The following is a 22251-nucleotide window of genomic DNA, read 5'->3' as shown; positions in this document are numbered from 1 at the left end:
ACATTCGGCGAGCCGATCGCGTCACCGCGGCTTGACCAACGGGAACGGCAACGTCTCCCGAATACTGCGCCCAGTGATCAGCATGACCACCCGATCAACACCCATACCCAGCCCGCCGGTGGGTGGCATGGCGTGTTCGAGGGCCTGCAGGAAGTCCTCGTCCAGTTCCATGGCCTCCGGGTCGCCGCCCGCCGCGAGCATGGACTGCTCGGTGAGCCGGCGTCGTTGTTCGACCGGGTCGGTGAGTTCGCTGTAGGCGGTGCCCAATTCGACGCCCCAGGCCACCAGGTCCCAGCGTTCGGCGACGCCCGCGATGCGGCGGTGGCTGCGGGTGAGCGGGGAGACCGAGGTGGGGAAGTCGATGTAGAAGGTGGGCTCTTCGGTGCGGTCTTCCACCAGGTGCTCATACATTTCCAGCACGATCTGGCCGGCGTCCCAGGCGTGCTGGTACGGGATCGTGTTGGCGTCGCACAACTCTCGCAGCCGCGTGACGTCGGTGCGTGGAGTGATCTCGGTGCCGATGGCCTGCGAGATGGCTCCGTGCACGGTCTTGACCGGCCATTCACCGGAGATGTCGACGGCCTCGAAGGTGCCGTCGCCCTTGGGGCGCATCGCGACCATCGCGCCGTTGGCGGCCAGGGCCGCGTTCTGGATCAGCTGACGGCACAGGTGCATCATCCGCTCGTAATCGCTGTGCGCCTCGTACGCCTCGAGAATGGTGAATTCCGGGTTGTGGCTGAAATCCACGCCCTCGTTGCGGAAGGTGCGACCCAGTTCGAACACCTTCTCCACGCCGCCGACGCAGAGCCGTTTGAGGTAGAGCTCGGGGGCGATGCGCAGGTAGAGGTCCAGATCGTAGGCGTCGATATGGGTGCGGAACGGCGTCGCGTTGGCGCCGCCGTGCACCTGCTGCAGGATCGGCGTCTCGACCTCGATATAGCCCCAGTCGGTGAGCGAATCCCGCAGCGACCGCACCACCGCACTGCGTTTGGCCAGCACGTCGCGGGTCTCCGGGTTGATCATCATGTCGACGTAGCGTTGCCGGACCCGCGCCTCCGGATCGGCCAGGCCCTTCCACTTGTCGGGCAGCGGGTGCAGGCATTTGCCCAGCATCCGCCAGTCCGCGACCAGCAGCGACAACTCCCCGCGCCTGCTGCGCCCGATCCGCCCGCTGACCTCGATGAGATCGCCGAGGTCGAAGAATTCGCCGAATTCGGCGCAGCGCTTGGCGCCGAGGCGTTCCCGGTCGAGTACCAGCTGGATGTCGTCGGACCAGTCGCGCAGCACCGCGAACACCACGCCGCCGTAGTCGCGGATGCGCAGCAGCCTGCCGCATACCCGCACCGTCGTCCCGCGCGGTGACCGGCGCGCCGCCGCGACGGTGTGGGTCGGCGGATAGGCGACGGGGTAGGCGTCGATGCCGGTGGCGGCCAGCCGATCCAGCTTGTTCATCCGCACCCGCACCTGTTCGGGCCTGCGCGCCAGCTGGAGTTCGGCCTCGGATTCGGGCGGCTCGGGCGGGCTGCCGTCGGCGTGCAGGCCGGTGCTGGTCGGCGGGACGGCGGGGTGGCGTCCGGTGTGCGTGGCCGGGTCCGGTTCGGCGCCGAAACGCGGCAGGAACCCTTCGGCAAGGCCGCTGGCCATCGCCACCCGCGGCAGCTGCCTGCGTTCCTCGAACAGGAAGAACCGCGGCACCCAGATCGGCTGATATTTCACATTCGACCGGTACAGCGCTTCGAGCTGCCACCACCGGGAGAAGAACAGCAGCACCCCGCGCCAGGCCCGCAGGATCGGCCCGGCACCGATGCGTCCGCCTTCCTCGAATACCGAACGGAACACCGCGAAGTTCAGCGAGATCTTGGTGATGCCGTACTGGTCGGAGGTGAGCGCGAGCTGGGAGATCATCAACTCCATCACGCCGTTGGGTCCGAGCGGGTCGCGGCGCATCAACTCCAGCGAAACTCCGGTGCGGCCCCACGGGACCATCGACAGCATGGCGAGTACCCGGTCGTCGGAGTCGACGGCCTCCACCAGCAGGCAGTCGCCATCGAGTGGGTCGCCGAGCCGGCCGAGCGCCATCGAGAAGCCGCGCTCGTTCTCGGTATCGCGCCAGGCCTCGGCCCGCGCCACGATCTGGGCGAACTCATCGGCGGGGATATCCGAGTGGCGCCGGATCCGCACCCACATGCCTTGGCGGCGCAATCGGTTGACGGCTTGGCGGACCGGTTTCATCTCGGCGCCGGCCAGGGAGAAGTTCCTGGTGTCGAGCACGGCCTCGTCGCCGAGGCGCAGCACCGACAGCCCGGCTCTGCGGTAGGCGGTCGCTCCGAGTTCGCTGGCGCCCATCACCGCGGGCGCCCAGCCGAACTGGTCGGCCAAGCGCAGCCAGGCATCGATCGCCTGCGGCCACGCCTCTTTGAGGCCGATCGGGTCACCGCTGGCCAGGCAGACACCGAGCTCGACCCGGTAGGTGATGGCGGCCTTGCCGCTCGGCGCGAACACCACGGCCTTGTCGCGGCGAGTGGCGAAATAGCCGAGTGAATCCTCCACGTCGGAGCGGGCCAGCAGTCCGCGCAGCGCGGATTCGTCGAGCCCGGTCATGGCGTTGTCGGCGCGCTGGGAGCGCAGCAGCACGATGAAGGCACTGAGCAGGGCGACCGCGCCGAACAGGCCGAGCAGGAAATTCACGAAATGATGCGGCGAGCCGTCGAACTGCTCGTTCTCCACCAGGATCGCGCCGGTCACCCGGTACACCGCCCACAGCGGGCGTTGCGCCCCCGCGGGCAGCGAGCCGGGGAACATCTCCACCAGGCCCCAGCCGAGCAGGCAGCCGAGAGCGGCCCCACCCACCAGCGCGAGCAGCGCTTTGCGGCCGGCACCGCGGCGCACCCGGGTGTAGAACTCGGGCCAGGCGGCGATGAGCACACCGATCACCGCCACGTGCACCACGGCCGCGACCAGGGCGTTCACATCGCGGTCGGTGAGGAAGGCGACGACGTTGTCGAGCACCCACGTCACCAGGTAGATGACGAGCAACCACCAGGCGATGCGTTTTCGTCCGGCCGTCGCCGCCGCGAGCAGACCCACCACCAGTGCCCACACCAGGCTGGTGTCGGGAGCGTCGAAGTAGTAGTCGTCGATGTAGTGGCGGGGCGCGTGGGTCAGATAGCGCAGCGCGGGCGACAGGCTCCACAGCAGACATGCCACCGCGAACACACCGAGCACCAGCCCGGCGTAATGCGGAACCTCGGCCAACCGGCCGCGCCCCCGATGCGGTACCGGCGCAGCGGGTCTGCTCGCGGATAGCTCGGTGGTCGTGCGTAGGTCGTCTGGCGCGGAAGTCACCGATCCAGTGTGACCGTTGGGGTGGATTTGCCGGTCGTTTGTCGCGGCGTGTTCGCGACCCCTTTGCGACGTCTCAGAAATGGCGGATCAGTGCCGGATGCTGGGCCGCTGCAGTCTCGGCCGGGCCGGAGGAGTAAGTATTTAGTTCATGTCGGAACCAGTCGATGTGCCGATCGATGACGAAGCCATTCGGCTCGGCCAATTTCTCAAATTGGCCAATCTGATCGATTCCGGTTCGGAAGCCAAGACGGTGATCGCCGCGGGTCTGGTGCGAGTGAACGACGAGGTCGAGCTACGGCGCGGACGGCAATTGCACGTCGGCGATGTGGTCGCCCTCGCCGGTCACCAGGCGCGAGTCGCGGAGTAGGCCGGATCAGTCCGCTGCGCGGACCACGACCCCGTCGTGATCGCTGTAGAGCATGTCGCCCGGCACGAAGGTGACACCGCCGAACTCCACCGGTACGTCCGTGTCGCCGGATCCGGTCTGGGTGCTCTTGCGCGGGTTGGTGCCCAGCGCCTTGATACCGATGTCGAGGGTGCGCAGGATGGCCGAATCGCGCACGGCGCCGTTGACGATGACGCCGGCCCAGCCGTTGGCTACGCCGCGGCCCGCGATGATGTCGCCCACCAGAGCGGTGTGCACGCTCGCGCCGCCGTCCACGACCAGCACCTTGCCCTCGCCCGGTTCGCTCAGCGTCTGCTTGACCAGCAGATTGTCCTGGAAGCAGCGGATGGTGGTGATCCGGCCGGAGAATGCCGCGCGGCCGCCGAACTGGATGAATTGGGTATCACAGCTGCGAATCTCGGGGCCGATTTCGTCGGCCAGGTCCGCGGTCGCCACAACATCTGTCGGTTCGGTCATGGCCCTCAGCTTAGAGGTGGCCGGGTTTCACCCCGAACGGACCGCTCGGTCTGGGACCGTTCCCTTGGGCCCGACACGATCAGGCGCAGCCAGGCGCCGGACCGCGCATGGCCGGAGCGAAGGCGGAGGTACGCCTATCGATGTCCGTAGCGCAGTTCGTACATCTCGCGATCGTGGTCGGAAATCTTGCCGTGATCGACCAACCCCGGATCGAGCCCGTGCTGCACCAGCCGATACCGGCGCCACACATAGCTGAGCGCGACGGTGAAGATGATCAGCGGCACGATCATCATCACGATCAGCCCGAGCTTGAGCGGCATCGGTCCGGGAAACAGCAGCACCAGCGCGAAGAACGGAATGATCGGCCCGATGAACCGCACGAGATAGCGTTCCATGGCCCCGTGCCCGACCAGGTCGTGGACCACCCACTCGTGCAGGTCCGCGGGGAGCTCGCGGCCCAGATCATAGGCAATGCGCTGCCCGAAGGTGGGTTTCTTCATACCTAAAGGCTATGCCTGTGCAGGAGGTCACCGCCAGCTGCGAATGGGGATTCGAGCAGGGCATTCGACCGATTTCCCACACTCGCTGTGTCCCGCCGGCAGTGCTCATTCCGTGCCGTCGGCCCCGCGGGTCCGGTGGAATTCCGCGATCTGCTTGGTGAGGTTGTCGGTGCTGTGCTTCACCGCGATCTTGACGAACGGCTCGATGGTCTTGCCGAGTGCCTTGCCCGCCAGTCCACCGGGGACCCGGTAGTCGACGATGGCGTCGACGGTGCACCGCTCGGCGTCCTTGGCGTGGAACAGGAAGGTCGATTCGACCTCGAATCCTTTGATCGACTTCACGCCGATCGCGACATGCGGTTCCCAGCGCACCACCTGGATCCGGGAGTTCAGCGAGACCGGCCCCAGCTTGATGTGGCCGTCGAACGTCGCACCGACACCTTCGGTCTGGCTGCCCACCGGCGTGAACTCCTGCACTTCGCGCAGAAAGCGCGGCAGGTTGCGGTAATCGTTCACGTAGGCGAACGCGGTTTCGGCCGAGGCGTCGCAGTCGGCGACGATCTTCACTTCGGTCATGGCGCAACCTTAACCGGGCGTTCGCCCGCGCCCGTCATGCCGTGACGGCCAGCGTCGCCGCCAGGCCGAACGCCGCTGCCATCACCACCACCTCGACGGTGGCCCGGCGCAGCGAGGCATCGGCGGGCATCCGGTGATCGGCGGCGCGGCCGACCCAATCGCGGCGCCACCACCAGCCGAGGGCCAGCAGCACGCCCAGGATCAGTGTCTTGGCCAGCAGCACCCGTCCGTATCCGGTCTGCACCAGCGGCGCGAGCCCGCCGATCCGGACCAGGCCGTTCACCAATCCGGTCACCGCGACGACCGCCACCAGCGGCAGCGCCACCGCGGAGTAGCGCGGCAGGGCGAGCGCCCATTCGCCACGAGAACGCACCACCAGCGCCAGTCCGATCAACAGGCCGAGCCACGCGCCCGCGGCCAGCGCGTGCACGGCGGCCAGCACCGAGCCGAACGGCTGCTGGGACATATGCCCGGTGATCGGCCGCAGCGTCAGCGCCACCGCCGCGAAGACCAGCACCAGATCCGGCGAGGCGGTCGCCGGGCGCCGGAACGCCAGCGCCGAATAGCAGGCGATGGCACCGGTCCCGATCAGGATCGCGATACCGACCTGGCCGCCGCTGAGCTCGGTGAGGAAGGTGGCGAACCGTCCGGCGTCCAACGCGCCGACCCGCACCCCGACGACGTCGGCGGCCTCGAACACCAGCACCACGAATTCACTGCCGCACCAGATTCCGGCGAGCACCGCAAGCAGCCGCCACGGCGGCCGCAGCCGCTCGTGTACCCGCGGCAGCGCGGCCAACCCGAGCACGGTGGCCCCGGCCAGATCGGCGAGCACCCGGACCGCGCTCTCGGCCGTCACCGCGGTCAGTGCCCAGGCCAGCAGCACACCGAGCAGCCCGGACGGGACGACCAGCAGCAGTGCCGGACGGCGGTCACGGCCGCCGGTCGCCCGATCGGTCACCGGCCGCTCTTACCGCTGCCCTTGCCGAACAGGCCCGTCCCGAACAACGCGAAAGCCAGTCCGCCACCGAACAGCACGATCGCGCCGACGATGAACACCCAGATCGGAACGCCGCCGGAATCGCCGTCGCCCGCGTCCGCCGAACCCAGTGCGGGGCCGGGGGTTCCATTGCCGGGGGTGGTGAGGGTGAAGGTGAGTTTGCCTTCCACCGGATGCCCGTCGGCGGAGGTGACCCGGTAGCCGACCCGGTAGGTGCCCGCCGGTCCGAGTTCGCCGACCGCGACGCTCACCGTCTTCCCGTCGACCACCGGATCGCCCTTGGACCACAGGTGATCGTCGGGGCCGACCACGGTCAGCGAGGGGAAGTTGGGTTGCAGGTTCTCGTTGAAGGTGATGGTGACCCGCTCGGGGCCCGCATCCAGCGAGGCGCCGTCCTCGGGGGAGGTGCCGACCACCGCGGAGTGCGCCGCGGCAGGCCCGGCGACGGTGGCGCCGACACCGAGGCACACGGCCCCGGCGAGCAGGGTGAGCAATACTGCGCGCAGTCGCACGCGCCCGCCGCTCACGACCGCCGTCCCCGCAGGACCGAGCCGACGCCGAGCCCGAGCCCGACCAAGCCGACCGCAAGCCCGATTCCGCCGAGCCAGCGGGCCGTGGTGTCGGTGCCGGAATCATCGGATTCGGTTGCCGCGGCCTGATCTTCGCTCTCCACGCCGTGCGTGCCGTGTGAATCGCCGGAGGCGGCGGCCAGCGTCAGGGTGGGGGCGGGGTTGGCGACCAGGCCCTGATCGGCAGGCTGATTCCAATCGACAACCTTGCCGTCGCTGTAGGTCTGCTTGGTCGGGAAGCTCACCGAATCCTGCTGCGGCAGGGGGCCGAGGGCCACCGCGAACTGCTGGAACTGGCCGGGCCCGACACCGGGGTTACCCGGATCCGCGGTCCAGGTCACGGCGGTGACCTGGGACTTGTCATTGCGATCGACCTTGGCGGTCCAGCCGGGGATCGGCTCGGTCATGGCAACCGCGAGATTGGGCACGGTGACGGTGACGGCTGTGGTCGCGGCGGTATCGGATTCGGTCGGAACCCGGAAGGTGGCCACCGCCATCGAACCCTGCTCCGCACCGGGCGCGTCGACGGTGACGTGGGCGTTCGCGACCCCGGCGGTCAGCGCGAGCAGTCCGCCGCCGAGCGCCACCGTGCAGATGGCACGCGAAATGAACGTTTTCATGAATGAAGTGCTTTCTCTCCGAAAGGTATTGATGCGTCAGGCCGGGCGCGCCAGGGGCGGGGCGCGCGGGCCCGCGGCACCGATCGGAGACCGGCCGAGCAGCCGGAAGATCGCGACACCGGCATTCGGCGGGCGGTGCGTGAAGAGCGTGCGCGGCGCCGCCATCACGATCCGAACGGCCGCCGATACCGCGCGATAGAGCCGCTCGGCGAGCGGGATCAGCGCGGCGCAGACGGCGGTCGCGGTGAAGTGCGCCAGCAACATCGGGCCCGAGGGCAGATATCCGCCGAGCAGTTCGCCTGCCGGTGCTGCCGCGGTGGGGGAGGCGTGCTCGTGGCCGTAGAGACCGGTGAGGGCGACATGTCCGCCCGCCTGTCCAGCGGCCAGCCAGGCGAGCACCGAACCCCAGCCCATCGGCCGCGCGGCGGCGGCAAGACCGGTCACCGAAGCGGCGATCAGGATCAGCGCCAGTTCGGCCGACGACGGATACGCTCCACCGGCCAGCCCGTGCGCGGCGACCGCGAGCGCGCCGGCCGACGCGCCGACCAGGAAGCCGCGCGGGCTACCGGAGGTCGGGCGTCGGTACATCGGTGCGGTGGATCAGCGCACGCCGAGGCGGGCCAGGACGTCGGATTCGAGGCCGGTCAGTTCGTCGGCGATGGAGGCGTGCACGGCGCGACGGCGCTGGGCGGGCATCTGGTCGGCGGTGCGCACGGCGGCGCTCAGCGCTTCCAGGCGGTCGCGGGTCGCCGCGACGAACTTCTTGCCCTCGCCGTTGTCGCCCGCGCCGACCTTGTCGAGCGCGGCCTCGGTATTGGCGATCCTGGCGTGCAGGCGGGCACCGTGGCCGGTGTACTCGCCGAGCTGTTCGACGCCGATACCGAGCTGGTGGGCCTTGCGGTTGTCGAGCTGGGCGCGCACCGCGGTGGCGCCGCGGTAGGCCAGCGGGGCGAGCACCGGCACCAGGATCCTGGCCACGCCGATGTACTTCTTCACCTGTCCGACGCTGAACGGATCACGCTCGGCCTTGGCCGCGGCCTTCAGCGCGGCCTTCTCCTCCGCCTGCAGCGCGGCGATCTGAGCCTTGGCCACCTTCTTCTGGGTGCGGGTCTCGGCGCGCCGCTGTTTACGATCGTTCTTCGCGGCGAGCTTGGCTTCCAGGGCCGCCTTGTGCTTGAGGGCTTTCGCCTCGGCCCGGCGGCTCGGGCGCCGCTTGCGCTTCGTGAACAACCCCATCGTTGGCCCTCCGTCATGCTGGTTCGCCCTGGCGGCTCGGCGCGCGAAGTTGCCCGTCCGCCCATGTCACACGGTTTGCCGACACCCTATCCGGTCGCGGCCGGTCGCTGCGAGGGCGGCGGGCGAACGCCGGGGGCGCGGGCGACGATTCGCTGATCTGTCGGGGGTAGGGACCATACTGCTTACGTGCATCCGGGCAGGGCCGATCGAGAGGGTCGCGAGTTGGACGAGGGAACCGAGCAGGATCGGTCCGTCGCCGCAGCGACCGCGTTTCTCGATGCCAGGGCGCTGATCGGGTGCAGGCACCGGCTGAATATGAACGCCACGCATCCGGAGCTGCTCACCGGCGTCCGCGAGGACGCGGGCGTGCAGCAGCGTCGCGAGGCCGCCGTCGCGCATCGGCTGCGGGTACGCGACGCCTTGGTCGGCGCCCGTCCCGAACAATGGGTGGTGATCGATCCGGCGTTGCGCGCGGCCGATCGCGCCGAATCCACCATGCGCGCCTGCGCGGCGGGAGCGCTGTGCATCTGGGGCGGATTGCTGCCGCAGGAGCCCGATACCGGTCGCCGCGGCGGCGCCGAGATCCTGCTGCGCGATCTGGACCGCGGCGGCTATATCCCGGTGATCGTGGTCAACCACAAGGTCACCGATCCGCGTCAGCCCGAGCCGGCCGAATTCCACCCAACCACCTCGGATCTGTACCACTGGGATCCGCAGCCGGATCCGCACCGCAAACTGCGTCAGCAGCCGCGCGATCAGCAACGCCTCGCCCACCTCTACCGCATGCTGCAACGGCACGGGCTGGCCAGCCCCGCCCTGGTCGGCGGGGTGATCGGCTACCACTTCGACCGCATCCTGGTCCACGATCTGACCCAGGTGCTCGCCGATTACGACCAGCGCTACGCCGACCGGATCGCGGTGGTGCGCGGTGAGCTGCCGACGGTGCCGTCGAAGGTGCCCGAGTGCAGGCAGTGCCCATGGTGGAACCGCGGCGGGGCCGACGGGCGCGGGTGCGAGGGCTGGTTGATCGACCACCGCGACGTCAGCCTGGTCGCGCCGGGCTCCCGCGCCGACGTGCTGCGCGGGCACGGCGTGCAGACCATCGACGATCTGGCCGCCTGGTCCGGGCCCGAACCCGAGGACTGGCAGCACGGCCCGTTCGAGGAGGCCGTGGTCACCGCGCGCGCCTGGATCGCGGGCGCGCCACTGGTGCGCCGGTTCGACCAGGTGAAGGTGCGTCGGGCCGACGTCGAGGTCGACGTCGATCTGGAGAGCTTCCAGGAGTTCGGCGCGTACCTGTGGGGCACCCTGCTCGACGGGGTGTACCGGCCGTTCGTCACCTGGGATCCGCTGCCCACCGAGGACGAGGGGCGTTCCTTCGGCGAATTCTGGACCTGGCTGATGCGCGTGCGGGCGGAGGCCACCGCCGCCGGCAAAACCTTTGCCGCCTACTGCTATTCGCGTACCGCCGAGGACAAGTGGCTCTACGAGTCGGCGCGCCGGTTCGCCGGTCAGCCGGGGGTGCCGACGGTGGAGCAGGTGCGCGCCTTCGTCGATTCGCCGCAGTGGGTCGACATGTTCCAGGCCGTCACCGAGCAGTTCATCTGTCCGAACGGCAAGGGCCTCAAGAAGATCGCGCCGGTGGCCGGTTTCGCCTGGCGCGATGCCGAGGCCAACGGCGAGGCCTCGATGAGCTGGTACCGGCTCGCGGTCGGCTACGACGGCGCGCCCGATCTCACCCAGCGCACCCGGCTGCTCGAATACAACGAAGACGATGTGCGCGCCACCATGGTGCTGCGGGAATGGATGTGCCCGCGGGTGCCGGGCCCGCACCGCGCCGAGCTGGAGGTGCCCGCGCTGGCCGATTTCGCGCGGCCGGCCGATCTCGCGCGAGTGGGGGACCGCTCTCGGGCGTCGGAGGCGGTCGGCGGCGGCGGTAATATTTCGGCGTGACTGAGCACGTCGAAACACTCGAGTTCCAGGCCGAAACCCATCAGCTGCTCGAGCTGATGATCCACTCGGTCTACTCCAACAAAGACACGTTCCTGCGGGAGCTGATCTCGAACGCTTCCGACGCGCTGGACAAGCTGCGGCTGGAGTCCTACAAGGACAAGGACCTGCACGTCGACACCTCCGACCTGCATATCGAGCTGGAGGTCGACAAGGACGCGCGGGTCCTCACGGTCAAGGACAACGGCATCGGCATGTCGCGCGCCGAGGTGGTGGACCTGATCGGCACGCTCGCCAAGTCGGGCACCGCCCAGCTGCGCAAACAACTCAGCGAGGCCAAATCCGAGGCCGCCGCCGAGGAGCTGATCGGCCAGTTCGGCATCGGCTTCTACTCGACCTTCATGGTCGCCGACAAGGTCACCCTGACCACCCGCCGCGCGGGCGAGACCGAGGCCACCCGCTGGGTGGCCGAGGCCGGTAGCTCCACCTACAGCATCGAAACCGTCGACGACGCCCCGCCGGGTACCGCGGTGACGTTGCAGCTCAAGGCCCCCGACGAGGACGATCACCTCTTCGATTACACCCAGGAGTGGAAGCTCCGCGAGATCGTCAAGAAGTACTCCGACTTCATCGCCTGGCCCATCCGCATGTCGGTGGAGCGCACCGTCACCGAGGGTGAGGGCGAGGACAAAAAAGAGAAGACGATCGTCGAAGAGCAGACCCTCAACTCCATGAAGGCGCTGTGGACCCGCCCCAAGAGCGAGGTGAGCGACGAGGAGTACAAGGAGTTCTACAAGCACGTCAGCCATGCGTGGGACGAACCGCTCGAGACCATCCCGCTCAAGGCCGAGGGCACCTTCGAATACCAGGCGCTGCTGTTCATTCCGTCGACGGCGCCGTTCGATCTGTTCACCCGCGAGCACAAGCGGGGCGTGCAGCTCTACGTCAAGCGGGTGTTCATCATGGACAACTGCGAAGAGCTGATGCCGGAGTACCTGCGCTTCGTCAAGGGTGTGGTGGACGCCCAGGATCTTTCGCTCAACGTCTCGCGCGAGATCCTGCAGCAGGACCGCCAGATCCAGATGATCCGCAAGCGCCTGGTGAAGAAGGTGCTGTCCACGGTCAAGGACCTGCAGGGCGCCGAAGACCAGGGCAAGTACCAGACCTTCTGGCGCGAGTTCGGCCGCGTCCTGAAGGAGGGCCTGCTCTCCGACTTCGACAACCGCGACACCATCCTCGAGGTGTCGTCGTTCGCCTCGACGCACTCCGACTCCGAACTCACCACGCTCGCGCAGTACGTGGAGCGGATGAAGGACGGCCAGGACTCGATCTACTACATGACCGGCGAATCCCGCCAGCAGGTGGAGAGCTCGCCGCATCTCGAGGCGTTCCAGGCCAAGGGGCTAGAGGTGCTGATCCTGACCGATCCGGTCGACGAGATGTGGGTCGGCTCGGTGCCGGAATTCGACGGCAAGCCGTTCAAGTCCATCGCCAAGGGCGAGGTCGATCTGGAGACCGAAGAGGAGAAGAAGGAGTCCGAGCAGCTGCGTGAGCAGCAGGACAAGGAGTTCGCCGAGCTGCTGGGCTGGCTGGGCAAGACCCTCGAGGACAACGTCAAGGAGGTGCGCCTGACCAACCGGCTCACCACCTCACCGGCTTGCCTGGTGGGCGACGTCTTCGATTTCACGCCGATGCTGGAGCGGATGTACCGGGCCTCGGGCCAGGTGTTGCCAGAAACCAAGCGCATCCTCGAGCTGAACCCGACCCACCCGCTGGTCACCGGCCTGCGCGAGGCCTACGACTCCCGCAAGCAGGACGCCGACGAGGGCAAGGTCCCCGAGCTCACCGAGACCGCCGAACTGCTGTACGGCACCGCGGTGCTGGCCGAGGGCGGCGAGCTGAAGGATCCGGCGAAGTTCGCCCACATCCTCACCGATCGGCTCACCCGCACGCTCTGATGCGAGCCGAGGGCAGTCCGCCGATACGGCGGGCTGCCCTCGCCACAGTCGTGCGGCCGCGCCGCTGACGCCACACCAGCCCGGCGATATCTGCGCGCTGGAGCCACGGTTCGTCCACCGCGACCGGTCGCGTGGGCTATCCATCCGCTAACGCACGGCATCCAACCGCGGTGCGGCGCAATGAGTCCGATCTCCTGCTGTTCGATTCGGTGCCGATGTGCGCGACCCAGCCCTTGGTCTGGGATTTGTACAAGTAGCTGTCGATGAAGGCGATAGATCATCCGGAGTGCGAGATCCGCGCTCCGGACAGGAGATCGATCATGTCGACTACGACCCTGCGTGGCCGTAGCATCCGCCGGGCGGTGGCCCGAACTGTTCTGCTGGGGGCCCTTGTGCTCGCTCCCGCCGCGACGGTAGCGCCTGCATTCGCCGAGCCGATCGGCTCGACGCCGACCGCGCCCACTCAGCCGACCACGGCGCCCACTCAGCCGACGCCGCCGACAACAGCGCCGACGCCGCCGACAACAGCGCCGACGCCGCCGACAACACCACCACCGACGACGCCCGCGCCCACCCCGCCACCGGAGCACAAACCGCCGAAGCCCTGCCCGGACGGTGGGTTCGATATGGGCACGGGTTGCCCGCCCCCGCCGCCGGACCCGTACGGCCCCGACGGCTATGACGTGCACGGTTACGACCGGTCCGGCTACGACCGTTCGGGCTTTGACCGTTCCGGTTACGACCGCTTCGGACGGGACCGTTTCGGTTATGACCGCAACGGCATCGGCCGCGATGGCTACACGCGCCAGGGTTGCGCGGTCGATGGCAAGGACCGGCCGGACGCCGACCACGAGGCCTGCGAGCGTTGGCGCTCGCGCCCGGCGACCGGTAGCGCCGGCTAGCGAGTTCGCGGCCTGCCGGGGCCGCGCTCCCGCCTCGCCGCACGCGCGAACGCCCGCCGACCCGCGGTGAGCGGGAGGGCGGGCGTCGAGCGCCGGACAGCGCGAAACGATGCCGGGCGGGGTAGTACTACCGCGGGATTACCGCGGCGCCATGCGCAGCGCGCCGTCCATGCGGATGGTCTCGCCGTTGAGGTAGTCGTGCTCGACGATGTACTGCGACAGCTGCGCGTACTCGTCCGGGCGGCCCAGCCGCGACGGGAACGGCACACCGGCCTCGAGGCCCTTGCGGTACTCCTCGGTGACGCCGGCCAGCATCGGGGTGTCGATGATGCCGGGGGCGATGGTGTTCACCCGGATGCCGAACTGGGCCAGGTCACGCGCGGCCGGAACGGTCATGCCGTGCACGCCGCCCTTGGAGGCGGAGTAGGCGATCTGGCCGATCTGGCCCTCGAACGCGGCGACCGAGGCGGTGTTGATGACCACACCGCGCTGGCCGTAGTCATCGACCGGATCGGTCTTGGCGATGGCGTCGGCGGCCAGGCGCATCACGTTGAAGGTGCCGAGCAGGTTGACCGTGATGACGGTGCGGAACAGCTCCAGATCGTGCGGGCCGTTCTTGGACAGGATGCGCCCGGCCCAGCCGACACCGGCGCAGTTGACCACGATGCGCAGCGGCGCGCCGGATTCGACGACCTTCGCGACGGCGGCGCTGACCTCGTCGTTGCTGGTCACATCGGCCGGAAGGAGGGTGACACCGGCGGGCACGTTGTCGCCGGCCCGCTCGATCGACTGCGGCACGTCGAGCCCGAAGACGGTGGCGCCCAGTTCGGCGAAACGCTTGGCGGTGGCGGCGCCGAGGCCGGACGCGCCTCCGGTGACAATGGCGGCGGAACCCGAAATCTCCACGATGGTCCTCTCGTTCGTGACAAGCCAGTTGGCCCTTCGTCAATTTGCACCCTAACGGGTCACCGGTGAGGCGCGGATCACCACTCCCTGGCCCCGGGGCCCAGCGGTCCGGGCAATTTGCGAACACTAGTGTTCGCTGATGGTACCGTCGGCCGCATGACGTCGATATTTGGTGGATCGGTCGCCGGCCGCCGGGTGCTGATCACCGGTGCGGCCCGCGGCATCGGAGCCGCGCTGGCCAGGCAGTTGTCCGCGCACGGCGCGCAGGTGGCGCTGCTCGGGCTGGAATTGGAATCGCTGGCGGAGGTGGCGCGCGAGTGCGGCGGGGCGCCGTGGCGCTATTGCGATGTGAGCGACCGCGCGCAGGTGGACGCCGCGGTCGAGGAAGTCGTCGGCGAACTCGGCGGCCTCGATGTGGTGGTCGCCAATGCCGGTGTAGCCAAACAACTTCCGCTGATCGGCGGCGATCCGGAGGTGATGGAGCGGACGCTGGCGGTCAACGTCCTCGGCGTGTACTACACGGTGCGCGCGGCGGGCCCGCACATCTCCCATTCCGAGGGCTACGCGCTGGTGGTCTCCTCGCTGGCGGCGGCCGTGCACCTGCCGCTGCTCGGCGCCTACAGCGCGTCGAAGGCGGGGGTCGAGGCCCTCGGCGACACCCTGCGTCACGAACTCCGGCACACCGGGGCGAAGGTCGGCGTCGCGTATTTCGCCGAACTCGACACCGATATGACCGCGCGTGGATTCGGCACCGAGGCGGCACGCTCGCTGCTCGGCCGCAGCACCGTGTCCGGGGTGGCGCCGCTGGGCCCGGCCATCGACGCCGTCGAACGGGCCATCGCGCGCAGGTGCCGACAGGTGGTTTCGCCCTGGTGGGTGCGGTTCGTGCTGCCGTTGCGGCCGATCGCGCAACGCGTCACCGAGCTGGCGTTGCGGCGCGGCGTGCACGAGGCCCTGAGCATCGCGCGCACCGAAGCGACACCCTTCACGACCGAGCAGCCCGCGCGAACCAGCAGAATGGGTCAGCACCCGCCCGACCGAACACCGGAGTAGCCAGCCATGACCGACCCGGCCACCAGTCTCCGCCAGCTGCCGCGCGGCCGGCACGGTCTGCCCCGGGAGCAGGTCGTCGCCTCACAACGCGAGCGGATTCTGCACGCGATGGGCGAGGCGATGGTCGACAACGGTTATGTCGGAACGTCGGTCGCGGCGATCCTGAAGAAGGCCGGTGTCTCGCGCGAGACCTTCTATGAGCAATTCCGTTCCAAGGAAGACTGTTTCGAGGCCGCCTACGAGCGGGCCGTCGAGCAGCTGCTCGCCCGGATCGACGAGACCGATGCCCCCGCAGCCGATCCCGGCGATCCGGCGCCTATCGACCCGGTCGAGCGAATGCGCCGGCTGTTCGACACCTACCTGCGGCATCTGGCCGACGATCCGGCCGGTGCCCGGCTGTTCCTCGTGGAGGTCTACGCCGTCGGAGCGAAGGCGGTCGCCCGGCGGATGGAGCTACAGGACCTGTTCGTGGAGCGGATCGCCGAGGTCCTCGACGCCCGCACGCCCGAACAGCGCTTCGCCTGCCGAACCCTCGCGGCGGCCGTCGGCGCGATGGTGACGGGCAAGATCGCCACCGATGATGTGGCCGGGCTTCGTGCGCTCCGCGAACCCTTGCTCGAGCTCGTCGTTCGCGGCGGGGATCTGTACGGGCAGGCGCTGGCGGGCGGCTGATATCGGCGTCAGCGCAATTCCTCGGCGGGCTGCTCTGAGCCATCGGTTGCCGCGATGGGCGCTGCGACCGCTGTCCGGCGCCGGGTCAGCAGGTAGAAGACCGCCCCCGCGAGGGCAGGCACGGTGATCGCGACGGCCGCGCCCGGCAGGGTGCCGAGGCCGGGCCAGGCGAGTCCGGTGAGCGTCAGCGAACCGAAGAACAGGAACAGCAGCCCGGAACCGATGCCGATGGCGCGTTCGGGCAGATGCTTGCCGACCAGGATGCCCAGCGCGATGGCCAGTGCGTCCGCGGCGACCATGCCGATGGTCGAGCCCAGCCAGACGCCCGCCCAGTCGTAATCGGTGGCCAGGGCGGCGGTGGCGAACATGGTGCGATCGCCCAGTTCGGCCAGCAGGAACGCCGACAGCACCACCAGGAACGGGGCCGCGGTGGCGAAACGGGAGACCTTGGGAGCGGCTTCGGCGTCGTCTTCGGGATCGAGGTGCTCGCGCAGGGTCCAGACGCCGACGGCGAGGAAGGTGAGCGCGGCGACCAGCGCGATCGCCGTGGTCGGCAGTGCCGCGCCGAGGAAGTGGCCGACGGCGACCGAGATGACGTGCACCGCGGCGGTGGCGGTGGCGATTCCGCCGAGCACCACCCACCAGCGATAGCGCAGCGCGAACGTCAGCGCCATCAGCTGGGACTTGTCACCGAGCTCGGCGAGGAAGACGATGCCGATACTCAGCAATACGGTGGCGATCATGTGATGTGTTCTCCCGGGCTCCGGCCAGTCGGCCGGAAAACGGGACGCCTCCGGCCGACAACGTCAAGGTTGTCTCGGCCGAAGGTCTCGCCCACCGGAGGGATTCCGGTTCACGCAGCCGGACCCGCGCCACACGCGGCGGCGGATCAGTATGTCGACTACGCGATTGGGGGCTACTCCCCTTCGCTGCTGCCGACTCTACCCGCCCTGGCGTCGCGACGGCAACTCGCTGTTGTCGAAATCGCAATGCGCGCAATAAGTTTGGCGATCCGTGCGGTAGATTTCGGGTGCCCTTACGCGGCCAGCAGCATAGCCAGAACCGCGGTGTCGGGATCGCTGATCGGATCCAGCCCGACCCGGCTGACCAGCGAGGTCACCGTTCCGTCCAACTCGGCCTCGGCCCATGCGGCCCGGTGTTCCAGCCCCAGATGCGGCACGCCGGGCAGCAGCACACAGCCCGAGGCGGCCCCGCTGCATTCGGGCAGCGACGGATTGGTTTCGGACGGCGGATGCAGCATCAGCAGGGCGGGCGGCACATGCTCGGCAAACTTGCCGGGCGTCACCGCGGACTCACCGAGCACCGGCCCTTCGGCCAGCACCAGCCCTACGGTGCCCGGCTCGGGATCATCGGGCAGATCCTCGCGCGCCCCGAACACCGTCGATGTCGACAGCAGCCCGGGCAGGCTGGCCACCCGCACCGCGAGCACCAGCAGCTGCGCCCATTCCTTGGTGGTATCGGGCCAGCGCCCGGAGATGACGAACCCGCGAAGAGATCCGCGCGCTTGGAACGGCGTGACGCCGATCTGACCATCGCTGCGCATGAGGCCTCCCGTCATGGAACCGGGGGCGGCATTGCCCGTCCTCGAACTGTGGACTTGAAGAATGAACCCGAAGGCATCTGGCACACAAGTACCAAAGAGTGCCAGTACGTCTCGGCGTCGACCCGAAGAGGGCTTTTCACCAGCAGAAACGCAGCGGGCCGCGACACCATGCGGTGTCGCGGCCCCGGGCGCGTCGGATGCTCTTACCCGAAGATCAGGCCCTTGCCCTGGTTCACGGCCTTGGCGAAACGGTCCTGCACGTCGGCCCAGTTGACGACGTTCCAGAACGCCGTCACGTAGTCGGCCTTGACGTTCTTGTACTGCAGGTAGAAGGCGTGCTCCCACATGTCGACCTGCAGCAGCGGGATGATGCCGAGCGGCACGTTGGCCTGCTGGTCGTAGAGCTGGAAGGTCAGCAGCTTCTGGCCGAGGGTGTCGTAGCCGAGCACCGCCCAGCCCGAGCCCTGCAGGCCGTTGGCCGCGGCGGTGAACTGCGCGCGGAACTTGTCGAACGAACCGAACTGGTCGTCGATGGCCGCGGCCAGCTCGCCGACCGGCTTGTCGCCACCGTTGGGGGACAGGTTCTTCCACCAGATGGAGTGGTTCACGTGTCCGCCGAGGTGGAACGCGAGGTTCTTCTCGTGCAGGAAGATGGCGCTGTGATCGCCGGCCTCACGGGCGGCTTCCAGCTTCTCCAGTGCCGTGTTGGCACCGGCGACGTATGCGGCGTGGTGCTTGGAATGGTGCAGCTCGTTGATCTGCCCGGAGATGTGGGGTTCCAGGGCGCTGTAGTCGTAATCCAGATCCGGCAGCGTGTACTCAGCCACGATGTCCCTTCCTTGTCGGGCCGCGCACTCACGAACCTCGCGAGCGCTCTCGACCATCATTCGTACACCCGATCGGTTCCAACTTGCCCGGATGCCCCGGCATTCCGGTGACGGTGCTCACTCGGGTGGGCCCGGGCGCTGCCGCGCCACGTTCATCGGCGAGCAGTAAGAACCGCACTCGTGCATCGAACCATGCCGGGAAGCGACTAACTAGTCGGGCGGTCCGGGCTGTGGATCGCGAATGCGGGCGGGTGGGGCAGGTCGAACCGTTCGCCGGGGCGGATACCCATTCCGGGAACGTCTATCGGTGAAACGCCGATGCCGCACACCGGACCGGCCCGGTATGCGGCATCTGCTCGGCTGTCGCCGGCTCAGAGCGGGGGCGCGATCCCCGGCCGCCTGGTGCGCGGATCGCCCGCGTCGTGCGCCGCCCACCAGCGCCGGCCGCCCGCGATGAACTCCGGCAGCGGGATCTGCTTGCCGCGGGGGTCGTGGATGGTGATGCTGTCGAACCAAACCCGCACGTCGAGTTCGCGCGGATCGAGACCCTCCTCCTGGGAGAACTCGAGCACATGCGGCGAGACGCGCTGATCGATCATGGTGTCGAAGCTCAGCAGCTCGCTCCACAGCGACCAGCTGCTGTCGTCGATGTCGATGAAATCCCAGCCGTGCAGCCTGCCGCCGCCGAAACTGGTGATGGCATCGCCGAGCCCGTCCAGTTCCAGCGGCAGCACGGTGGGTTCGACGTCGTCCCAGCGGTGGATGCGCAGCGAGGCGGCCACCCGGCTGACGCCGTGGAAGGTCATCCGGACCTTGATATCGGCAGGTGTGGATTCCTGTGCGGGCAGTGTGAGTACTTCGAGGTCGAGTTCGAGTCGGCCGGTGTCGGCATCGACGGCGAGGCCGAGGCACGCGGCCTCCCTCAGTGCGATGTCGATTCCGGCGGTGTCCAATCCGTCAAGTAGCCCCCTGCTCGAGTTCATAGCGCCAGGCTACCGAGATCACCGCCCAGATCGGCGCATTTCAAGTTTTCACTAGGGTTGTCGTTTTTTATGGAACCGAATCCGCGTCGCTTCCGTCCAAGTACATGTCGGGAGCTTCGACGGCGCAGCTCCCGAACAAGGCGGCGGATGACCGCTCCGGGATGGCTGGAGGGGAGTCCCGGATCGGTCGTTCGCAACCGTCGCCCGGTGATCGCCCAGTTGAAGCCGCGATAGCGTCAGCCTGTGGACGATGCGCCGGACGATAGCTGACACCTGTGGATCAGGTTGTGGAATCTGTGGATAACTACACCGACTTATCCACATCCCCCCAGAAATCGGGGCACCGGTCGGAAGTCGGCGCGGCATAACCTACGCGGGGCCCGCTGGCCCGGCGCGTCCCAGGTGGGCGGTGTTCGCACCGATGGACGGGCACGGAAGTCCGCGATCGTACGGCACCCATGGCAGGATCGAACACGTGACGAGCTCCGAGGTCCCGACGGTACCGCTGAACGAGGTGCCAGGTGAATTCGACGACAGTGCGCGCGCTGCCGCGGAGAAGGCCGGCGCGATCCTGCTCGACGTGCGCGAGCCCGACGAGTGGGCGCTGGGCCACGCGCCGGGCGCCGTCCACATTCCGGTGGACGACATCCCGGCCCGGCTGGACGAACTGGACTACGACGCCCAGCTCTACGTCATCTGCCGGCAGGGCGGCCGGTCCTTCGAGGCGGTCAAGTACCTGACCCACGTCGGATTCGACGCCGTGTGCGTCGTCGGCGGCATGGTGGAGTGGCAGCGTACCGGCCGCCCGCTGGTCGGCGAGGGCAAGCACGAGCCCAAGATCTACTGACGAAAGAGCGAGGTGCGACGGCATTGAGTACGGTGGTGCAACCCTGTGCGCGCTGCGGCGCGCGCTGGGCCGTACAACAGGCGGCGCCGATGCACTGGTGCCCGCGTTGCCGTGGCGTCCTGCTCTCGCCCGGGCCGATCGACGCGCCCGCCGAACGGCGCAACTACCGGTGGGTCGCCCGCAGGCCCGATCACCGTCCGCGCGGCACCGTGGCCCCCGGCCGCACCGGGCCCACTCCCACCCCGCACTACACCGAGATCCCGCGCTGGGGACTGCGCGATGAACCGGCCCGCGAGCCCGTAGCCGCCCGGCCGCCGCTGAATGTGCTGGCCGGCTGGCTGCCCCCGCTCTTGATCGCGACGGCGCTGATGTTCGCCATCGCGGCGGGCTCCGAACTCGGTCGTTACCTGCTGCTACTGCGCAATCGCACCTATCTCATCGATCCATTGCTGTTGACGTTCTCCGACGCGATGGTCAACGCTTCGGCGCTGTTCGCCGCGGTGCTGGCATTGCTCGCCGCGGTCGCCGCCGTCGGCTGGCTGATCCAGGCGCGCCGGGCCGTGTACGAGGGTCGTGGTCTGCGCGATCCGCGGTCGCCGCGGATGCTGGTGCTCGGCTGTGTGATCCCGGTGGTCAACCTGCTGTGGCCGGGAGTTTTCCTGAGCGAGATGGTGGCCGGCCGGGAGGATCCACGGCCGCTGCGTGCGGTGCGGGTGTGGTGGGCGATCTGGGTGTTCGGCGGAGCCTGCGCGGTTGCCGCGCTGGCCTGGCGCAGCGCCGACTCGCTGCAGGCCGAGGCCGACGGAGTGCTGTTCACCGCGTTCACCGACGCCGTGGCGGTGGCGGTGGCGGTGGCGACACTGTGGATTGTGCGGATGGTGGAGGGCCGCGATCTGCTCGGGCGCGCCCATATCGCGCACCGCTGGGTGGTGGCCGCGGACCCGGCGGTGCCCGTCATCGAACCGGTGCAGCCGGGATCGGCTACCGTCGCAGCCCGGGCCGATGCCGGCGCCGATCGTGAGCATCAGGAGCAGGAGGTCGTGGCGAAGTGAGCCAGCCCAATCGCGCACCATTCGTCGTCGCCCATCGCGGCGCGTCCGCCGAACGCCCCGAGCACACCCTCGCCGCCTATGAGCTGGCCCTGCAGGAGGGCGCCGACGGCGTCGAATGCGATGTCCGGCTGACCAGGGACGGGCATCTGGTCTGCGTGCACGACCGCACCGTCGACCGGACGTCCTCGGGCACCGGCCTGGTCAGTGAACTCACCCTGGACGAGTTGAAGGCCCTCGACTTCGGCACCGCAGGCGAACCCGCCTCGGTACTCACCCTGGCCGAGCTCATCGCCCTTGTGCTCGATTGGCGCAGCCGCCCGACCAAGCTGTTCATCGAGACCAAGCATCCGGTGCGCTACGGCGCGCTGGTGGAGAACAAGCTGCTGGCCGAATTGCAGCGCTTCGGCATCGCGACCCCGGCCTCGGCCGATCACTCCAGGGCCGTGGTGATGTCGTTCGCGGCCACCGCGGTCTGGCGGATCCGCCGCGCCGCGCCGCTGCTGCCGACCGTGCTGCTCGGCGAATCCTCGCGCTATCTGGGCGGCAGCGCGGCCACCACGGTCGGCGCCACGGCCGTCGGCCCGTCGGTGAAGACGCTGCGTGAACACCCCGATCTGGTGGACAAGGCCGCCGCCGCCGGCCGCGCCACCTACTGCTGGACCGTCGACGATCCCGAAGACGTGCGGCTGTGCGCCGATCTCGGCGTCAGCTGGGTGGCGACCAACCATCCGGGGCGGACCAAGGCACTGCTGGCCACCGCCTGAGCCGGTCGAGGCCCGGAGGCGGCAGCGGAGCGTAACCACGCAGGGCCTCCGGCTCGGGCGCCGAT

General features: G+C 68.8%; 23 protein-coding genes. 9 read left to right on the top strand and 14 right to left on the bottom strand.

Annotated elements, in window-relative coordinates; all coding sequences use genetic code 11:
* Nucleotides 1-21: 21 nt before the first annotated feature.
* Nucleotides 22-3345 (bottom strand): bifunctional lysylphosphatidylglycerol synthetase/lysine--tRNA ligase LysX, encoded by a 3324-nt coding sequence (gene lysX, locus AC5W7N_RS04480; RefSeq protein ID WP_194989604.1) that lies wholly within the window; start codon nucleotides 3343-3345, stop codon nucleotides 22-24.
* A 148-nt stretch (nucleotides 3346-3493) separates the two neighbouring features.
* Between lysX and AC5W7N_RS04475 the strand changes: the two genes are divergently transcribed.
* Complete coding sequence (locus AC5W7N_RS04475) at nucleotides 3494-3712, top strand: RNA-binding S4 domain-containing protein (protein WP_036531561.1); 219 nt, start codon at nucleotides 3494-3496, stop codon at nucleotides 3710-3712.
* Nucleotides 3713-3718: 6 nt separating this feature from the next.
* Here AC5W7N_RS04475 and rraA read toward each other — a convergent pair whose 3' ends face one another.
* The 8 genes from rraA to AC5W7N_RS04435 form a co-directional block, all read right to left on the bottom strand.
* Nucleotides 3719-4207, bottom strand: a complete 489-nt coding sequence (gene rraA, locus AC5W7N_RS04470; protein ID WP_495923327.1) for a ribonuclease E activity regulator RraA — start codon at nucleotides 4205-4207, stop codon at nucleotides 3719-3721.
* Between the two features lie 134 nt (nucleotides 4208-4341).
* Nucleotides 4342-4707 carry a DUF5313 family protein gene (locus AC5W7N_RS04465; RefSeq protein WP_163816710.1) on the bottom strand — a complete coding sequence of 122 codons (366 nt, stop codon included), beginning with the start codon at nucleotides 4705-4707 and terminating at the stop codon, nucleotides 4342-4344.
* Nucleotides 4708-4812: 105 nt separating this feature from the next.
* Entirely contained in the window at nucleotides 4813-5283 is a 471-nt protein-coding gene (locus tag AC5W7N_RS04460) for an SRPBCC family protein (RefSeq protein WP_163816708.1), read from the bottom strand.
* A 34-nt stretch (nucleotides 5284-5317) separates the two neighbouring features.
* Nucleotides 5318-6244, bottom strand: a complete 927-nt coding sequence (locus AC5W7N_RS04455; protein ID WP_194989605.1) for a CopD family protein — start codon at nucleotides 6242-6244, stop codon at nucleotides 5318-5320.
* The gene (locus AC5W7N_RS04450; protein WP_194989611.1) at nucleotides 6241-6795 is read right to left on the bottom strand and encodes a copper resistance CopC family protein; all 555 of its coding nucleotides are present in this window, start codon (nucleotides 6793-6795) and stop codon (nucleotides 6241-6243) included. The genes AC5W7N_RS04455 and AC5W7N_RS04450 overlap by 4 nt, the downstream gene beginning before the upstream one ends.
* Nucleotides 6796-6806: 11 nt before the next feature.
* Nucleotides 6807-7472 carry a YcnI family copper-binding membrane protein gene (locus tag AC5W7N_RS04445; protein WP_495923326.1) on the bottom strand — a complete coding sequence of 222 codons (666 nt, stop codon included), beginning with the start codon at nucleotides 7470-7472 and terminating at the stop codon, nucleotides 6807-6809.
* 36 nt (nucleotides 7473-7508) lie between these two features.
* Nucleotides 7509-8060, bottom strand: a complete 552-nt coding sequence (locus AC5W7N_RS04440; protein WP_495923325.1) for a hypothetical protein — start codon at nucleotides 8058-8060, stop codon at nucleotides 7509-7511.
* A gap of 12 nt (nucleotides 8061-8072) precedes the next feature.
* Entirely contained in the window at nucleotides 8073-8708 is a 636-nt protein-coding gene (locus tag AC5W7N_RS04435; RefSeq protein WP_163816701.1) for a DUF6474 family protein, read from the bottom strand.
* A 315-nt stretch (nucleotides 8709-9023) separates the two neighbouring features.
* On the opposite strand from AC5W7N_RS04435, the gene AC5W7N_RS04430 reads away from it, so the two are divergent.
* The 3 genes from AC5W7N_RS04430 (at nucleotide 9024) to AC5W7N_RS04420 (ending at nucleotide 13518) form a co-directional block, all read left to right on the top strand.
* On the top strand, nucleotides 9024-10661 hold the full coding sequence (locus AC5W7N_RS04430; RefSeq protein WP_228805985.1) for a TM0106 family RecB-like putative nuclease: 1638 nt from the start codon (nucleotides 9024-9026) through the stop codon (nucleotides 10659-10661).
* Complete coding sequence (gene htpG / locus AC5W7N_RS04425; RefSeq protein ID WP_163816691.1) at nucleotides 10658-12616, top strand: molecular chaperone HtpG; 1959 nt, start codon at nucleotides 10658-10660, stop codon at nucleotides 12614-12616. The genes AC5W7N_RS04430 and htpG overlap by 4 nt, the downstream gene beginning before the upstream one ends.
* 320 nt (nucleotides 12617-12936) lie before the next feature.
* On the top strand, nucleotides 12937-13518 hold the full coding sequence (locus AC5W7N_RS04420) for a hypothetical protein (RefSeq protein ID WP_495923324.1): 582 nt from the start codon (nucleotides 12937-12939) through the stop codon (nucleotides 13516-13518).
* A gap of 138 nt (nucleotides 13519-13656) precedes the next feature.
* On the opposite strand, the gene AC5W7N_RS04415 is transcribed toward AC5W7N_RS04420, so the two are convergent.
* Nucleotides 13657-14424 (bottom strand): SDR family NAD(P)-dependent oxidoreductase, encoded by a 768-nt coding sequence (locus tag AC5W7N_RS04415; protein WP_014348381.1) that lies wholly within the window; start codon nucleotides 14422-14424, stop codon nucleotides 13657-13659.
* A gap of 156 nt (nucleotides 14425-14580) precedes the next feature.
* On the opposite strand from AC5W7N_RS04415, the gene AC5W7N_RS04410 reads away from it, so the two are divergent.
* On the top strand, nucleotides 14581-15477 hold the full coding sequence (locus AC5W7N_RS04410; RefSeq protein WP_495923323.1) for an SDR family NAD(P)-dependent oxidoreductase: 897 nt from the start codon (nucleotides 14581-14583) through the stop codon (nucleotides 15475-15477).
* 6 nt (nucleotides 15478-15483) lie between these two features.
* Nucleotides 15484-16149: a TetR/AcrR family transcriptional regulator gene (locus AC5W7N_RS04405; protein ID WP_194989609.1), complete on the top strand. Its 666-nt coding sequence runs from the start codon at nucleotides 15484-15486 to the stop codon at nucleotides 16147-16149.
* Nucleotides 16150-16157: 8 nt separating this feature from the next.
* On the opposite strand, the gene AC5W7N_RS04400 is transcribed toward AC5W7N_RS04405, so the two are convergent.
* The 4 genes from AC5W7N_RS04400 to AC5W7N_RS04385 form a co-directional block, all read right to left on the bottom strand.
* Nucleotides 16158-16892, bottom strand: coding sequence for a TMEM165/GDT1 family protein (locus AC5W7N_RS04400; protein ID WP_195020387.1), 735 nt, complete (start codon nucleotides 16890-16892; stop codon nucleotides 16158-16160).
* A gap of 293 nt (nucleotides 16893-17185) precedes the next feature.
* A complete protein-coding gene (locus tag AC5W7N_RS04395) occupies nucleotides 17186-17713 on the bottom strand; it encodes a peptidase (protein WP_163816680.1) in 528 nt (175 codons plus the stop codon).
* Nucleotides 17714-17916: 203 nt separating this feature from the next.
* Nucleotides 17917-18540: a superoxide dismutase gene (locus AC5W7N_RS04390; RefSeq protein WP_014348386.1), complete on the bottom strand. Its 624-nt coding sequence runs from the start codon at nucleotides 18538-18540 to the stop codon at nucleotides 17917-17919.
* 371 nt (nucleotides 18541-18911) lie between these two features.
* A complete protein-coding gene (locus AC5W7N_RS04385; RefSeq protein ID WP_175586002.1) occupies nucleotides 18912-19523 on the bottom strand; it encodes a hypothetical protein in 612 nt (203 codons plus the stop codon).
* A gap of 475 nt (nucleotides 19524-19998) precedes the next feature.
* On the opposite strand from AC5W7N_RS04385, the gene AC5W7N_RS04380 reads away from it, so the two are divergent.
* From AC5W7N_RS04380 to AC5W7N_RS04370, 3 genes are read left to right on the top strand one after another with little or no spacing between them, the layout of a single operon-like run.
* On the top strand, nucleotides 19999-20370 hold the full coding sequence (locus tag AC5W7N_RS04380) for a rhodanese-like domain-containing protein (protein ID WP_195020388.1): 372 nt from the start codon (nucleotides 19999-20001) through the stop codon (nucleotides 20368-20370).
* A gap of 32 nt (nucleotides 20371-20402) precedes the next feature.
* The gene (locus AC5W7N_RS04375; RefSeq protein ID WP_495924033.1) at nucleotides 20403-21422 is read left to right on the top strand and encodes a DUF4328 domain-containing protein; all 1020 of its coding nucleotides are present in this window, start codon (nucleotides 20403-20405) and stop codon (nucleotides 21420-21422) included.
* Entirely contained in the window at nucleotides 21419-22186 is a 768-nt protein-coding gene (locus tag AC5W7N_RS04370; protein WP_163816675.1) for a glycerophosphodiester phosphodiesterase, read from the top strand. The genes AC5W7N_RS04375 and AC5W7N_RS04370 overlap by 4 nt, the downstream gene beginning before the upstream one ends.
* Nucleotides 22187-22251 lie beyond the last annotated feature (65 nt).

It is taken from the genome of Nocardia sp. CDC519 (genome assembly GCF_059509835.1).
This window is presented reverse-complemented; position numbering and strand designations above follow the sequence as displayed.